Source organism: Pseudomonas sp. S2_A05 (assembly GCF_054668485.1).
Map to the genome: position 1 here is coordinate 5862811 of NZ_CP162775.1, position 15602 is coordinate 5878412.

Consider the following 15602-nt stretch of genomic DNA (forward strand, 5'->3'; position numbering starts at 1 on the left):
GCCCTGAAAACGCCTCGGTCGCCAGACCGGGGCGTTTTTGCATGCGATCCGGGTGACAGGCGAACGTGACGCTTGCGCCGTGTATCAGGTACAATTCCCGGCTATTTTTCGGCGGGCCAAGCCTGCAGCCTTTTTGAGTGTTGATCCGTGAGTGATTTGAGTCATATCCGCAATTTCTCCATCATCGCCCACATTGACCATGGCAAGTCGACGCTGGCTGACCGTTTCATCCAGATGTGCGGCGGCCTGGCCGAGCGTGAAATGGAAGCCCAGGTACTGGATTCCATGGATCTTGAGCGTGAGCGCGGGATCACCATCAAGGCCCACAGCGTTACCCTCTATTACAAAGCCAAAGACGGCATCACCTACCAGCTGAACTTCATTGACACCCCGGGCCACGTCGACTTCACCTACGAAGTCAGCCGTTCCCTGGCGGCGTGCGAAGGCGCCCTGCTGGTGGTCGATGCGGGGCAGGGCGTAGAAGCCCAGTCCGTGGCCAACTGCTACACCGCCATCGAGCAGGGCCTGGAGGTCATGCCGGTACTGAACAAGATCGACCTGCCACAGGCCGAGCCGGATCGCGTCAAGGACGAGATCGAGAAGATCATCGGCATCGACGCCACCGACGCCGTCACCTGCAGCGCCAAGACCGGCCTGGGTGTCGACGAAGTGCTCGAGCGTCTGGTGCACACCATTCCTGCGCCGACCGGCAACATCGAAGATCCGCTGCAAGCGTTGATCATCGACTCCTGGTTCGACAACTACCTGGGCGTTGTTTCCCTGGTACGCGTGCGCCACGGCCGTGTGAAGAAGGGCGACAAGATTCTGGTCAAGTCCACCGGCAAGGTGCACCTGGTCGACAGCGTCGGCGTGTTCAACCCGAAACACACCGCCACCGTTGATCTGAAGGCCGGCGAAGTGGGCTTCATCATCGCCAGCATCAAGGACATTCACGGTGCACCGGTCGGTGACACCCTGACCCTGAGCTCCACCCCTGATGTGCCGGTGCTGCCGGGCTTCAAACGCATTCAGCCACAGGTTTACGCCGGTCTGTTCCCGGTCAGTTCCGACGACTTCGAGGATTTCCGCGAAGCGCTGCAGAAGCTGACCCTTAACGACTCGTCGCTGCAGTACACCCCGGAAAGCTCCGACGCCCTGGGCTTCGGCTTCCGTTGCGGCTTCCTCGGCATGCTGCACATGGAGATCATTCAGGAGCGCCTCGAGCGCGAATACGACCTGGACCTGATCACCACCGCGCCGACAGTAATTTTCGAGCTGGTGCTGAAAACCGGTGAAACGATTTACGTCGACAACCCGTCGAAGCTTCCGGATGTGTCGGCGATCGAGGACATGCGCGAGCCAATCGTGCGCGCCAATATCCTCGTGCCGCAGGAACACCTGGGCAACGTCATCACCCTGTGCATCGAGAAACGCGGCGTTCAGGTCGACATGCTGTTCCTCGGCAATCAGGTGCAAGTCACCTACGACCTGCCGATGAACGAAGTGGTCCTGGACTTCTTCGATCGTCTCAAATCCACCAGCCGCGGCTATGCTTCGCTGGACTACCATTTCGATCGTTACCAATCGGCTAATCTGGTGAAACTGGACGTGCTGATCAACGGCGACAAGGTCGATGCCCTGGCATTGATCGTGCACCGTGACAATTCGCACTTCAAAGGTCGCCAGTTGACCGAGAAGATGAAAGAACTGATTCCTCGTCAGATGTTCGACGTGGCGATTCAGGCCGCCATCGGTGGTCAGATCGTGGCCCGGACAACCGTCAAGGCGCTCAGAAAGAACGTATTGGCCAAATGCTACGGCGGTGACGTCAGTCGTAAGAAGAAGCTGCTCGAGAAGCAGAAGGCCGGTAAGAAACGCATGAAACAGGTCGGCAACGTGGAAATTCCACAGGAAGCCTTCCTCGCCGTGCTCAGGTTGGAATAATCAGGTCCTATGTCGCTAAATTTCCCGCTGTTGCTGGTCATCGCCGTGTTCGTCTGCGGCCTGTTGGCGTTGATTGATCTGCTGTTCCTGGCACCGCGTCGGCGGGCTGCCATTGCCTCTTATCAAGGCAGTGTCAGCCAACCCGAGCCTGTGGTGGTCGAGAAGCTGAACAAAGAGCCGCTGCTGGTTGAATACGGCAAGTCGTTCTTTCCGGTGCTGTTCATCGTCCTGGTGCTGCGTTCGTTCCTGGTGGAGCCGTTCCAGATTCCGTCCGGCTCGATGAAACCGACGCTGGACGTCGGCGACTTCATTCTGGTGAACAAGTTTTCCTACGGCATCCGTCTGCCGGTGATCGACAAGAAGATCATCGAAGTCGGTGACCCGCAGCGCGGCGATGTGATGGTGTTCCGCTACCCGAGCGACCCGAACGTCAACTACATCAAGCGTGTGGTGGGCCTGCCGGGTGACACTGTGCGTTACACCGCCGACAAGCGTCTGTTCGTCAACGGTGAGTCGATCGCCGAGAAGATGGCCGGCGCCGAAGCAGGTTCGCTGGGCAGCGCGGAGCTCTATCAGGAAAAACTCGGCGCAGCCGAGCACCTGATCCGCAAGGAAATGAGCCGTTACCGCGCCACTCCGGATCGTTCGTGGACGGTGCCTGCCGGGCACTACTTCATGATGGGCGACAACCGCGACAATTCGAACGACAGCCGCTACTGGGATGATCCGAACATTCCCAAGGATCTGCTGGGCATGGTTCCCGACAAGAATATTGTCGGCAAGGCCTTCGCGGTCTGGATGAGCTGGCCAGAGCCGAAACTCAGCCACCTGCCGAATTTCTCGCGGGTCGGCCTGATCAAGTAATCAAACACGGCGCTGTTGACCACAGCGCCGAATGCATTTCTGGAGCCGGCACAATCGGCTTCGCAATCGCCGGGATCTATTTTTTGAACACAGCGTTAATTGTCCCGGGCCTGCGCCGTACCCCGGCGATGGCAGTGGAAACCAGCCACGAACTCAGCGTGGGTAAACCGTGAGCGTTTCTCTAAGCCGTCTCGAGCGCCAGCTCGGTTACACCTTCAAGGATCAGGAGCTGATGCTGCTGGCCCTCACGCACCGCAGTTTTGCCGGGCGCAACAACGAGCGTCTGGAATTCCTCGGTGATGCCATCCTCAACTTCGTCGCTGGCGAGGCGCTGTTCGATCGCTTCCCGCTGGCCCGCGAAGGTCAGTTGTCGCGTTTGCGCGCACGGCTGGTAAAAGGTGAGACGCTGGCCGTACTGGCTCGCGGTTTCGACCTCGGTGATTATCTGCGCCTGGGTTCAGGTGAACTGAAGAGCGGTGGTTTCCGCCGTGAATCGATTCTCGCCGATGCCCTCGAAGCTCTGATCGGTGCGATCTACCTCGATGCCGGCATGGACGTCGCCCGCGAGCGCGTACTGGCGTGGCTGGCCGGCGAATTCGAAGGCCTGACGCTGGTCGACACCAACAAGGATCCGAAAACCCGCTTGCAGGAACACCTGCAATCGCGCGGTTGCGAACTGCCACGCTACGAAGTGGTGGATATTCAGGGCGAACCGCACTGCCGTACCTTCTTCGTCGAGTGCGAAGTGGTCTTATTGAATGAAAAAGCCGAGGTCAGGGTGTGAGCCGTCGTATTGCCGAACAGGTAGCGGCCGCCGCAGCACTGATTGCCCTGGGCGTGGAGAATGGCAATGACTGATACAAACGCAACTCGCTGTGGCTACGTTGCCATCGTCGGCCGTCCCAACGTCGGCAAGTCGACGCTGCTCAACCACATCCTCGGGCAGAAGCTCGCGATCACCTCGCGCAAGCCGCAGACTACCCGCCACAACATGCTCGGGATCAAGACCGAGGGCGACGTCCGAGGCGATCTACGTCGACACTCCGGGCATGCACAAGGGTGGCGAAAAGGCCCTGAACCGTTACATGAACAAAACCGCTTCGGCGGCGTTGAAAGACGTTGACGTGGTGATCTTCGTTGTCGACCGCACCAAGTGGACCGACGAAGACCAGATGGTGCTTGAGCGTGTGCAGTATGTGACCGGCCCGCTGATCGTCGCGCTGAACAAGACCGATCGCATCGAAGACAAAGCCGAGCTGATGCCGCACCTGAGCTGGTTGCAGGAACAGCTGCCAAACGCCCAGATCATTCCGATTTCCGCGCAGCACGGGCACAACCTCGAAGCGCTGGAAAAGGTCATCGCCGATCACCTGCCGGAGAATGATCACTTCTTCCCGGAAGACCAGATCACCGACCGCAGCAGCCGTTTCCTTGCCGCCGAACTGGTGCGCGAGAAAATCATGCGCCAGATGGGTGCCGAGCTGCCGTACCAGATCACCGTCGAAATCGAAGAATTCAAGCAGCAGGGCAAGACCTTGCACATCCACGCGCTGATTCTCGTCGAGCGTGACGGCCAGAAGAAAATCATCATTGGCGACAAGGGCGAGCGCATCAAGCGCATCGGCACCGAAGCGCGCAAGGACATGGAGCTGCTGTTCGACTCCAAGATCATGCTCAACCTGTGGGTCAAGGTGAAGGGCGGCTGGTCCGATGACGAGCGCGCGCTGCGTTCGCTGGGTTATGGCGATCTGTAAGTAGCGATCTCGAGAACACCGATACTCACTGTGGGAGCGAGCCTGCTCGCGAAGAGGATGTAACATTCAGCATTGATGTTGACTGTCACTCCGCTTTCGCGAGCAGGCTCGCTCCCACAGTGGTTTTGGGTTGTATGTAAAACCGCGTTTCTTCATCGAGAACTCAATGTCGCAAAACCCGCCTCCCGCCCAACCCGCCTATGTCCTGCATTCGCGCGCCTATCGCGAAACCAGCGCACTGGTCGATTTCCTCACGCCGCAAGGTCGGCTGCGGGCGGTGTTGCGCAGTGCGCGGGGCAAGGCCGGGACGCTGGCGCGGCCGTTCGTGGCGCTGGAGGTCGAGTTTCGTGGCAAGGGCGAGCTGAAGAATGTCGGGCGCATGGAGAGTTCTGGCACCTCTGCGTGGCTCAACGGCGAGGCGCTGTTCAGCGGCCTCTATCTCAACGAGCTGTTGATTCGGCTGTTGCCTGCCGAAGATCCGCATCCGGCGGTGTTCGATCATTACGCCGCGACCTTGCTGGCGCTGGCCGAAGGTCGACCACTGGAACCGTTGCTGCGCTCCTTCGAATGGCGATTGCTGGATGATCTCGGCTACGGCTTCTCGATGAACACTGACATCCACGGTGAGCCCGTCGCTGCTGACGGTCTCTATCGCCTGCAAGTCGATGCCGGGCTCGAAGGGTGTATCTGCTGCAACCCGGCCTGTTCAACGGTACCGAGCTGCTGGCCATGGCCGAAGCCGACTGGTCGGCGCCCGGTGCGCTGTCGGCGGCCAAGCGTCTGATGCGCCAGGCGCTGGCAGTGCATTTGGGCGGGCGTCCGCTTGTCAGTCGCGAGCTGTTTCGCAAGCCCTGATATGCTGTGCGCCGAATCTCTCAATTCAGGAGCGCATCCGTGACCAGCAGCAATCGCATTCTTCTCGGCGTGAACATCGACCACGTCGCCACCCTGCGTCAGGCCCGTGGCACGCGCTACCCGGATCCGGTCAAAGCGGCGCTGGATGCAGAAGAGGCGGGCGCCGATGGCATCACCGTGCACCTGCGCGAAGACCGCCGTCACATCCAGGAGCGCGACGTGTTGCTGCTCAAGGATGTGCTGCAAACCCGCATGAACTTCGAAATGGGCGTCACCGAAGAAATGATGGCTTTCGCCGAGCGCATTCGCCCGGCGCACATTTGCCTGGTCCCGGAAACCCGTCAGGAACTGACCACCGAGGGTGGCCTGGATGTAGCGGGGCAGGAGGAGCGAATCAGGGCTGCGGTCGAGCGCTTGTCGAAAATCGGCAGCGAAGTGTCGCTGTTCATCGACGCCGACGAGCGCCAGATCGCCGCCTCCAAGCGCATCGGTGCACCGGCCATCGAGCTGCACACCGGGCGCTACGCCGATGCCGAAACTCCCACCGAAGTGGCTGAAGAGCTCAAACGCGTCGCTGATGGCGTGGCGTTTGGACTGGCGCAGGGCCTGATCGTCAATGCCGGGCACGGCCTGCATTACCACAACGTCGAGGCCGTGGCGGCGATCAAAGGCATCAACGAACTGAACATCGGCCACGCGCTGGTGGCGCATGCGTTGTTCGTGGGCTTCAAGTCCGCCGTATCGGAAATGAAAGCGCTGATTCTGGCTGCTGCTCTCAAGGGCTAAGATCAAAAGATCGCAGCCTTGCAGCTCCTACAGGTGTACACATAACCCTGTAGGAGCTGCCGAAGGCTGCGATCTTTGCTTTAAAGAGGGGCGGGCTCTTGCGCCGGTTTCGACTTGTCGATCGCCGGCACATGCAGGTTGCCCTCGGCCACCTGATCGCCCTCAAGCTGCGGCTGGGTCACCCAGGTCAGGATGTCGTAGTAGCGACGGATGTTCGCCACGAAGTGCACCGGCTCGCCACCCCGGGCGTAACCGTAGCGGGTCTTGCTGTACCACTGCTTCTGCGAGAGGCGCGGCAGGATCTTTTTCACGTCCAGCCACTTGTCCGGATTCAAGCCTTCCTTCGCCGCCAGTTTGCGCGCGTCATCCAGGTGGCCGCTGCCGACGTTGTACGCCGCCAGGGCGAACCAGGTGCGATCCGGTTCCTGGATCGAATCGTCGAGCTGATCTTTCATATAAGCCAGGTACTTGGCACCGCCCATGATGCTCTGCTTGGGATCGAGGCGGTTCGAAACGCCCATCGCCTGCGCGGTGTTCTGGGTCAGCATCATCAGACCGCGCACGCCGGTTTTCGAGGTCACCGTCGGCTGCCACAGGGACTCCTGATAACCGATGGCGGCCAGCAGGCGCCAGTCGACTTTCTCTTTCTTCGCGTAGTTCTTGAAGTGCTGTTCGTATTTCGGCAGACGCTGCTGCAAGTGCTGGGCGAAGGTGGTGGCGCCCATGTAGCCAAGCACATCGACATGGCCGTAGTAGCGGTCTTTCAGGCGTTGCAGGGTGCCGTTCTTTTGCACCTTGTCCAGATACGCATTGATTTCATTGAGCAGGCTGTTGTCTTCGCCCGGGCCCACCGCCCAGCTCTGGCTGCGCGCGTCGCCGAGGTCGAAGGCCACGCGGATGTTGGTGAAGTACACCTGATTCATCGCCACTTCGTTGGAGTCGACCAGGGTCAGGTCAATCTGGCCTTCATCGACCATGCGCAGCAGATCGACCACTTCAACGGCGTCGGATTCTTCGTATTCGATACCGGGATATTTCTGTTTCAGCGCGGCCAGTTGTTCGGCGTGGGTGCTGCCCTTGAGCACGGTGATCTTCTTGCCGACCAGATCCGCCGGATCGGTGGGGCGCGACTGACCGTTGCGGTAGATGATCTGCGGGGTGACTTCGAGGTAGGAGTGGGAGAACCGCACCTGCTTCTTGCGCTCGTCGCTGCTGACCAGACCGGCGGCCGCGAGTACCGGGCCGTTCGGCTTGCCGACCTGGTTGAACAGGTCATCGAGATTGTCGGCCGTCTCGATCTTCAACTCGACGCCCAAATCGTCGGCGAAGCGCTTCACCAGCTCGTATTCGAAGCCGGTTTCACCGCTGCGATCCTGAAAGTAGGTGGCGGGGCTGTTGCGGGTAACCACGCGCAGCACACCGTCCTCCTTTACGCGCTCGAGTGTGTTGGGTTTATCAACACAGCCACCGAGCACCAGGAAGAGTCCGGTTGCGATCAGCCATTTGGCGTATCGCGGACGCAAAGCCGTTGGGAAAAACATCTGCGCAGTATACGCAAACGGCCACGGGCGCCATATCTCGACAGCGTAGGACTAGTCTGCTAGCGATCACAAAATCGAACGAAATCCCTTGAATACGGGCCTTCAGGGCATTTTGTTACAGTAAAAATAAGCCATGCTGAAACGCTCGATTTACCTGACCCCGAAGGCAGAAACACAGATTGCTACCCGAGTGCAACCGTGCGTAGCGTTTCGGGTGATGTTGAGGTCGGTTTAGGCTAGAATGCACGGCCTCAAAGCACACCCCTTCCCGAGGCTGTCCCGAAGATGTTGATCCTGCGCGGCGCTCCTGCCCTTTCTGCCTTTCGCCACAGCAAACTCCTTGAGCAACTGAGCCAGAAGGTTCCAGCTGTCAGTGGCCTGTATGCTGAATTCGCTCACTTCGCCGAAGTCACCGGCGTCCTGACCGGCGACGAACAGCAGGTGCTAGCGCGCCTTCTGAAGTACGGCCCAAGTGTTCCGGTTCAAGAGCCGACCGGCCGTCTGTTTCTGGTGTTGCCGCGTTTCGGCACCATCTCGCCGTGGTCGAGCAAGGCCAGCGACATCGCCCGCAACTGCGGCCTGAGCAAGATCCAGCGCCTGGAACGCGGTATCGCCTTCTATGTTGCAGGGCAGTTCAGCGAAGCCGAAGCCCAGCTGATTTCGGACGCGCTGCATGACCGCATGACCCAGATCGTGCTGGCCAACCTCGAGCAGGCCGCCGGACTGTTCAGCCACGCCGAGCCGAAGCCGCTGACCGCCATCGACATCCTCGGTGGCGGCCGCGCCGCGCTGGAAAAGGCCAACACCGAGCTGGGCCTGGCCCTGGCCGAAGACGAGATCGACTATCTGGTCAACGCCTTCAACGGTCTGAAGCGCAACCCGCACGACATCGAACTGATGATGTTTGCCCAGGCCAACTCCGAGCACTGCCGCCACAAGATCTTCAACGCCAGTTGGGACATTGACGGCCAGAGCCAGGAAAAAAGCCTGTTCGGCATGATCAAGAACACCTATCAGATGCACAGCGAAGGCGTGCTGTCCGCTTACAAGGACAACGCTTCGGTGATTGTCGGCAACGTTGCCGGCCGCTTCTTCCCGAACCCTGAAACCCGCCAGTACGGCGCGGTGCAGGAGCCGGTGCACATCCTGATGAAGGTTGAAACCCATAACCACCCGACCGCGATTGCTCCGTTCCCGGGCGCATCCACCGGTTCCGGTGGCGAGATCCGTGACGAAGGTGCAACCGGTCGTGGCGCCAAGCCCAAGGCCGGCCTCACCGGTTTTACCGTCTCCAACCTGCAGATCCAGGCTTCGAACAGCCGTGGGAAGTGCCGTACGGCAAGCCTGAGCGCATCGTCACCGCGCTGGACATCATGATCGAAGGCCCGCTCGGCGGCGCTGCGTTCAACAACGAATTCGGCCGTCCGGCCCTGACCGGCTACTTCCGTACCTTCGAGCAGTCGATCACCACCCCGCACGGCGACGAAGTGCGCGGTTACCACAAGCCGATCATGCTGGCTGGCGGCATGGGCAACATCCGTGAAGAGCACGTCAAGAAAGGCGAGATCGTGGTCGGCTCCAAGCTGATCGTGCTCGGCGGCCCGGCAATGCTGATCGGCCTGGGCGGCGGCGCGGCTTCCTCCATGGCCACCGGCACCAGCTCGGCAGACCTGGATTTCGCTTCGGTACAGCGTGAAAACCCTGAAATGGAGCGTCGTTGCCAGGAAGTCATCGACCGTTGCTGGCAGTTGGGCGACAAGAACCCGATCAGCTTCATTCACGACGTTGGCGCGGGCGGTCTGTCCAACGCCTTCCCGGAACTGGTCAACGACGGCGATCGCGGTGGCCGTTTCGAACTGCGCAACATTCCAAACGACGAGCCGGGTATGGCCCCGCACGAAATCTGGTCCAACGAATCCCAGGAACGTTACGTGCTGGCGGTCGGCCCGGAAGATTTCGAGCGCTTTCAGGCGATCTGCGAACGCGAGCGTTGCCCGTTTGCCGTGGTCGGGGAAGCCACTGCCGAACCGCAATTGACCGTCACCGACAGCCACTTCGGCAACAACCCGGTGGACATGCCGCTGGAAGTGTTGCTGGGCAAGGCGCCGCGCATGCACCGTTCGGTGGTTCGTGAAGCCGAGCTGGGCGATGACTTCGATCCGTCGAACCTCGACATCAGCGAGTCCATCGAACGCGTTCTGCATCATCCGGCCGTGGCCAGCAAAAGCTTCCTGATCACCATCGGCGACCGCACCATCACCGGTCTCGTCGCCCGTGACCAGATGGTCGGCCCATGGCAAGTGCCGGTGGCCGACGTTGCCGTCACCGCCACCAGTTTCGACGTCTACACCGGTGAAGCCATGGCGATGGGCGAGCGTACTCCGCTGGCTCTGCTGGACGCGCCGGCCTCGGGCCGCATGGCCATCGGCGAAACCATCACCAACATTGCCGCCTCGCGGATCAACAAGCTCTCCGACATCAAACTGTCGGCGAACTGGATGTCGGCGGCCGGTCACCCGGGCGAAGACGCGCGTTTGTACGACACCGTGAAAGCGGTCGGCATGGAGCTGTGCCCTGAGCTGGGCATCACCATTCCGGTGGGCAAGGACTCGATGTCCATGGCCACGCGCTGGAATGACAACGGCGAAGACAAGACCGTCACCTCGCCGATGTCGCTGATCGTGACCGGTTTCGCGCCAGTGGCTGACATCCGTCAGACCCTGACCCCGGAACTGCGCATGGACAAGGGCACCACCGACCTGATCCTGATCGACCTCGGTCGCGGCCAGAACCGCATGGGTGCATCGATCCTCGCGCAGGTCCACGGCAAACTCGGCAAGCATGCGCCGGACGTCGATGACGCTGAAGACCTGAAAGCCTTCTTCGCAGTGATCCAGGGCCTCAATGCCGACGGTCACCTGCTGGCCTACCACGACCGTTCCGACGGTGGTCTGCTGACCTCCGTGGTGGAAATGGCCTTCGCCGGCCACTGCGGTCTGAGCCTGAACCTGGACAGCGTTGCCGAATCCGCTTCGGAAATCGCCGCGATCCTGTTCAACGAAGAGCTCGGCGCAGTGATCCAGGTTCGCCAGGACGCCACCCCGGACATCCTCGCGCAGTTCAGCGCCGCCGGTCTGGGCGACTGCGTGTCGGTGATCGGTCAGCCGATCAACAATGGCCAGATCAACATCACCTTCAACGGTGACACCGTGTTCGAAGGCCAGCGTCGTCTGCTGCAACGTCAGTGGGCCGAAACCAGCTACCAGATCCAGCGTCTGCGCGACAACGCCGACTGCGCCGAGCAGGAATTCGACGCGCTGCTGGAAGAAGACAACCCGGGCCTGAGCGTCAAGCTCAGCTACGACGTCAATCAGGACATCGCCGCGCCTTACATCAAGAAAGGCATCCGGCCACAGGTTGCCGTGCTGCGTGAGCAGGGCGTCAACGGTCAGGTGGAAATGGCCGCCGCGTTCGACCGTGCCGGTTTCAGCGCGATCGACGTGCACATGAGCGATATCCTCGCCGGTCGTGTCGACCTCAACGAGTTCAAGGGCCTGGTGGCCTGCGGCGGTTTCTCCTACGGCGACGTGCTCGGCGCCGGTGAAGGCTGGGCCAAGTCGGCGCTGTTCAACAGCCGCGCCCGCGATGCGTTCCAGGGCTTCTTCGAGCGTAACGACAGCTTCACGCTGGGCGTGTGCAACGGTTGCCAGATGATGTCCAACCTGCACGAACTGATCCCGGGCAGCGAGTTCTGGCCGCACTTCGTGCGCAACCGCTCCGAGCAGTTCGAAGCGCGGGTAGCGATGGTGCAGATCCAGGAATCGAACTCGATCTTCCTGCAGGGCATGGCCGGTTCGCGCATGCCGATCGCCATCGCCCACGGTGAAGGGCATGCCGAGTTCGCCAGCGAAGAAGCACTGCTGGAAGCCGATCTGTCCGGTTGCGTGGCGATGCGTTTTGTCGACAACCACGGCAAGGTCACCGAAGCCTACCCGGCCAACCCGAACGGCTCGCCGCGCGGGATCACCGGTCTGACCAGCCGTGACGGTCGCGTGACGATCATGATGCCGCACCCGGAGCGTGTGTTCCGCGCGGTGCAGAACTCGTGGCGTTCGGAAGACTGGACCGAGGATGCTCCTTGGATGCGCATGTTCCGTAATGCGCGCGTCTGGGTGAACTAAGGCCTGTGTACAAGCTGGCGTTTTTTGTTCCTGACAGTCATGTCGAGGTGGTCAAAGGGGCTGTGTTCGCTGCCGGTGGTGGGCGGATCGGTGACTATGACCACTGTGCGTGGCAGGTGCTTGGCTCTGGTCAGTTTCGACCGTTGGACGGCAGTCAGCCGTTTGTCGGTCAGGCGGGGCAGGTTGAGCGGGTTGAGGAATGGAAGGTTGAGCTTGTTGTTGCGGATGAGTTGATTGTGGCTGTTGTGGCGGCGTTGAAGCTCAGTCATCCGTATGAGACGCCGGCTTATGAGGTGTGGCGGCTGGAGGATTTCTGATCTTCTTTGCTGCTGGAACGGGAGACCCGCAGATGAGTGATTGTCTGCGGGTTTTTTGTTGGCCTTGGTTTTGTTTTGATTTGGGTGAATATCCGTTGCTTCGGGTGTGGCGGCTGGCGGTTTCGCCCTTACGGCGAGTCACCTTTTTCAAACGCCAAAAGGTAACCCAAAAGGCTTGCTCCTGCGTTCGGCCCTCGCAGGCTCGGGTTCCTTCGCTCCGGGACTGATCCGGGCGCAGCGGCTCCGGTTTGCTTCGCTGCACCTCCTTCCGCTGTGTTCGACTTCGTCGAACGGTCGCTGCGCTCCCACGCCCGGATCAATCCCTCCACTCAGCCTTCCGACGTCGCCGGTGGATCAAGATCAAGAGCAGGCGAGCTGACACTCGGCCTATTGAGTGGTGAAGAGCGGGTGTTCGGCGTTATTTTTGTTGTGGATTTGCCCCTCACCCCAGCCCTCTCCCGAGGGGAGAGGGGGCCGATTTTGTGTGGTTTGCAAATCCTGAGTTCAACTCGGACTTTCACGTCGGCGTACCTCGCCTGAACAACTCGGTCAGTCCCCTCTCCCTCTGGGAGAGGGGCTAGGGTGAGGGTGGCGATCTGGGGTGTGTTTAAAGCAGTGTCTGAGTTCGCAGAACCTTCCCACAAGGTTTTCAGGTTGTCCGTCGGACGTGCGATCTCTAGTCTTTTCCCGTCGCTGCGAATCAGCGATCGGGAGTGAGATCCCCGGATAGCTTGCAACTGGCGCCAGCACCACGATAATTGGCGCCAGCTCAATCTGCTGCCTGCTTTATGGCGGCTGTGTGCGGGCAGACTTCGGTCTGGCCGGTTGCCTGCTCCGGTGGATCTCACCTCGCACATAGCTGCCACCTATCCGCCGCGTGAGATCCGGCGATCGATGGCTGTCCATCAGCATCAGCAGGAGAAGCATTGTGGATAAAATCGTTCCCGATCCACCATACGAACCCACCCCCCTCGAACAAACCATCCGCGCCGACGACCTCGCGAAAAACCGCGAAGCGATCAAGCGGGCTCTGGATTTTTACCTGTGCCCGCAGCCTGGCAAGGCGCACCCGCCCAGCACCATGTTCCTCATCCAGCCGGAAATCGACACCGAAACCCTGCTCGCCCATGCCTGTGAATCGCTCGCTTCAGCCAACACTCTGGCCAGTGATTTCGCTGATCAGTTGGGGCGACCGCAGCGCAATACGGCGCTGGCGATTCAGCAGATCATCATGCTCGCTGAGCTGGCGGTGAATCGAGCGCTGGATCGGGTGGATCCTCAGGCATGAAAAAACCACTGGGCCGTCAAGCCCAGTGGTTTTCCACAACGTGCAATCGCCCGGGCGTCACGTCACCTGTGTCAGCTTCACGTCTGTGACGAGCATGTCGATCAACGTGCGCAGGTAGGTGAAGGTCTGATCTTTTTTCTCCCAGCGATCAACGAAGAACAGACCCTTGTCATTGATCTGAATCGGCGTCTCAACGATCTCGCCGGACCTGGATTTATGCACCACGCTGGCGTTGCGGGTGTCTGCATTTTCTATAAGGAAGTTTCCGGGTTCGGTCAGTTTGCTGCGACTGACAGAAGGCGTCGCAGCAGGCTTTTTCGTTCCGGGGACGGCCACCTCCATCACAAAATCGCTGCTCAAAGCCCTGACGTTGGCCTCGTGCTTGCCGCTGACAAATTCCCACGACCCACGGTGAATATCCCGGGCCAGTTCAGGGGCTGTGTCGCGCACGTGCAGGCTGACGGCGGACAGTGTATCGGCCAGACCTGGCACACCGAGGTTGTAATTGGTATGCGCACTGCCGATGAAGGCCACCCATTTATGCGGCCCGTTGGCCAATTGATCAGCCTCGATCACTTGGGTTGCAAAATAGCTGAACATCTCGTTTCGCGAGACGTGTTCGTCATACACGCCCTTGAGGTGATAGGACGCCGTGCAATCGAGGGCTCTGATGCGAATGTTGTATTTGGCCGCCGCCTGACAGACCGCCGTGTACGTATCGTTCCCTGTGTAATTCGGCATCTGCCCTTGATCCTGACGATGCAGATAAGCCTTGAGCCTGTCGGGCATGCGCTGGGTACGCAGAAAAATGTCGAGATCGGCCTGGTGCAGGTCGGTGAGCAGGTGCTCGACGTACAACGTGTCATAACCGGCTTGCTTAAGGGCTTTCATGTGCTTTTTCAGCAGCGCTTTGCTCGCTACATCGACGTGGGCTTCGCCGATCAGCAGATTCAGACGTCCGTCGGTCAATTGCCGTAAAAAAGCTTCGAATGTGCAGTCGGCGGTGAGCACCGGCAGGATCGGCGCATCGGGTGGGACGTAGTCGGTAAAAGCGTCCCTGGCGGTTTTTTCCAGCCGGTTGCGCTGGGCTATGAAAGCCTCGTAGGCCGTTCTTTCACTGGGTATTGTCGGGGTGTAACTCGAGTGCATGGAGTTGGGATGATGCAACATTTCAGCAATATCGTCGCGCAGTGGCGAAGCAATATCGAACTCGCTGAAATGTTCAACGGCGCTAGCTGCGGCGGGCGGCTTGGAGACAGGTAGAGGTGCCTTGTAGGCACTCGGCATCTGTACGAGGTAATCACCTTGCGCTGTCGCGTCTCCCGCGATGGCACCGGGCGCGTCCCTGCTTATGCGTGCGGGTTGGTACAAGTCGATGTCTTCAATACGCACGGCAACGGCCTCGTGGAGGTCGGCCAGGCCCGGGGTGCTGTCGAACGTGGTCATGCGCGACTGCTCGGTCAGGGCAATCCAGCGCTCTTCGCCGATCTCGGCCATATCGGTGGCAAGCGCCTTGTGCGAATAAAAGTTTCTGATGCGGTTGTTTCGCGGGGTCAAAGGCGAGAGCCCGGACATCACCATGATCCCTTCGAGTTGATAACTGGTCGAGCCGTCCAGCGCATGAATGCTCATGCCTTTTTCCCGTGCCTTGCGCACCAGCGCCAGGTAAGAGAAAGGCGCGTCTGGCTCATGGCCCATGGCTTTATCGAGCGCTTTCAGATGTTTCTTGATATGGCGCCAGGATTCTCCCTTGTTGAATTTTTCCAGTTTGAGATGAAATACGTCTCCCGGCAGGTATTCGAGGAAGAGGTGCTTGTAGCCGTTCTCCAAAAGCACGTCGAGATTTTCGATCAGTGCCTGTTTGCTGGCGATAGAGCCCGGCTGTGCACCGATGACCAGATTCTTTGCGGCGAATGCATCGCTGGCAATCAACTGTGCGAATGAGGTGTTGGCGGCAACCGCCGGCACTTCGGCGCGAGCGGGCAGCGGTGCGAGTTGGGCAAAATGGCGCGTGGCGTCCGTGGTGAGTTTTTCCACCTGTTGCAGATAGGCTTGGCGCATGCTGGCCATTT

The 15602-nt window shown here is 60.0% G+C and carries 7 protein-coding genes and 4 pseudogenes; 9 read left to right on the top strand and 2 right to left on the bottom strand.

Annotation, left to right across the window (positions count from 1 at the left end; all coding sequences use genetic code 11):
* The first annotated feature begins 147 nt into the window (after positions 1 to 147).
* The 6 genes and pseudogenes from lepA to pdxJ all read left to right on the top strand — a co-directional run bounded on the left by lepA (position 148) and on the right by pdxJ (position 6203).
* Entirely contained in the window at positions 148 to 1944 is a 1797-nt protein-coding gene (gene lepA, locus AB4O12_RS26440) for a translation elongation factor 4 (protein ID WP_016771564.1), read from the top strand.
* Between the two features lie 9 nt (positions 1945 to 1953).
* Positions 1954 to 2808, top strand: a complete 855-nt coding sequence (gene lepB, locus AB4O12_RS26445; protein ID WP_056783094.1) for a signal peptidase I — start codon at positions 1954 to 1956, stop codon at positions 2806 to 2808.
* A 169-nt stretch (positions 2809 to 2977) separates the two neighbouring features.
* A pseudogene (gene rnc / locus AB4O12_RS26450) lies at positions 2978 to 3666 on the top strand (ribonuclease III).
* A pseudogene (gene era / locus AB4O12_RS26455) lies at positions 3659 to 4562 on the top strand (GTPase Era). The pseudogenes rnc and era overlap by 8 nt, the downstream one beginning before the upstream one ends.
* A gap of 166 nt (positions 4563 to 4728) precedes the next feature.
* Positions 4729 to 5417 (top strand): annotated as a pseudogene (recO, locus tag AB4O12_RS26460) (DNA repair protein RecO).
* Between the two features lie 39 nt (positions 5418 to 5456).
* On the top strand, positions 5457 to 6203 hold the full coding sequence (pdxJ, locus tag AB4O12_RS26465; RefSeq protein WP_095180437.1) for a pyridoxine 5'-phosphate synthase: 747 nt from the start codon (positions 5457 to 5459) through the stop codon (positions 6201 to 6203).
* A gap of 80 nt (positions 6204 to 6283) precedes the next feature.
* Here the strand turns inward: pdxJ and mltF are convergent, their stop codons facing one another.
* The gene (mltF, locus tag AB4O12_RS26470; protein ID WP_024011704.1) at positions 6284 to 7744 is read right to left on the bottom strand and encodes a membrane-bound lytic murein transglycosylase MltF; all 1461 of its coding nucleotides are present in this window, start codon (positions 7742 to 7744) and stop codon (positions 6284 to 6286) included.
* Positions 7745 to 8029: 285 nt separating this feature from the next.
* On the opposite strand from mltF, the pseudogene purL reads away from it, so the two are divergent.
* The 3 genes and pseudogenes from purL (at position 8030) to AB4O12_RS26485 (ending at position 13530) form a co-directional block, all read left to right on the top strand.
* A pseudogene (gene purL / locus AB4O12_RS26475) lies at positions 8030 to 11925 on the top strand (phosphoribosylformylglycinamidine synthase).
* A 5-nt stretch (positions 11926 to 11930) separates the two neighbouring features.
* Positions 11931 to 12242 (top strand): YqfO family protein, encoded by a 312-nt coding sequence (locus AB4O12_RS26480; protein ID WP_041479517.1) that lies wholly within the window; start codon positions 11931 to 11933, stop codon positions 12240 to 12242.
* Positions 12243 to 13170: 928 nt separating this feature from the next.
* Positions 13171 to 13530: a DUF6124 family protein gene (locus AB4O12_RS26485; RefSeq protein ID WP_150636222.1), complete on the top strand. Its 360-nt coding sequence runs from the start codon at positions 13171 to 13173 to the stop codon at positions 13528 to 13530.
* 57 nt (positions 13531 to 13587) lie between these two features.
* Here AB4O12_RS26485 and AB4O12_RS26490 read toward each other — a convergent pair whose 3' ends face one another.
* A complete protein-coding gene (locus AB4O12_RS26490) occupies positions 13588 to 15600 on the bottom strand; it encodes a membrane-targeted effector domain-containing toxin (RefSeq protein WP_460059988.1) in 2013 nt (670 codons plus the stop codon).
* Positions 15601 to 15602 lie beyond the last annotated feature (2 nt).

Bases quoted from the DNA above. Each gene is read 5' to 3' on its own strand.
- mltF (WP_024011704.1), bottom strand. From the start codon at position 7,744: ATGTTTTTCCCAACGGCTTTGCGTCCGCGATACGCCAAATGGCTGATC.
- AB4O12_RS26490 (WP_460059988.1), bottom strand. From the start codon at position 15,600: ATGGCCAGCATGCGCCAAGCCTATCTGCAACAGGTGGAAAAACTCACC.
- lepB (WP_056783094.1), top strand. From the start codon at position 1,954: ATGTCGCTAAATTTCCCGCTGTTGCTGGTCATCGCCGTGTTCGTCTGC.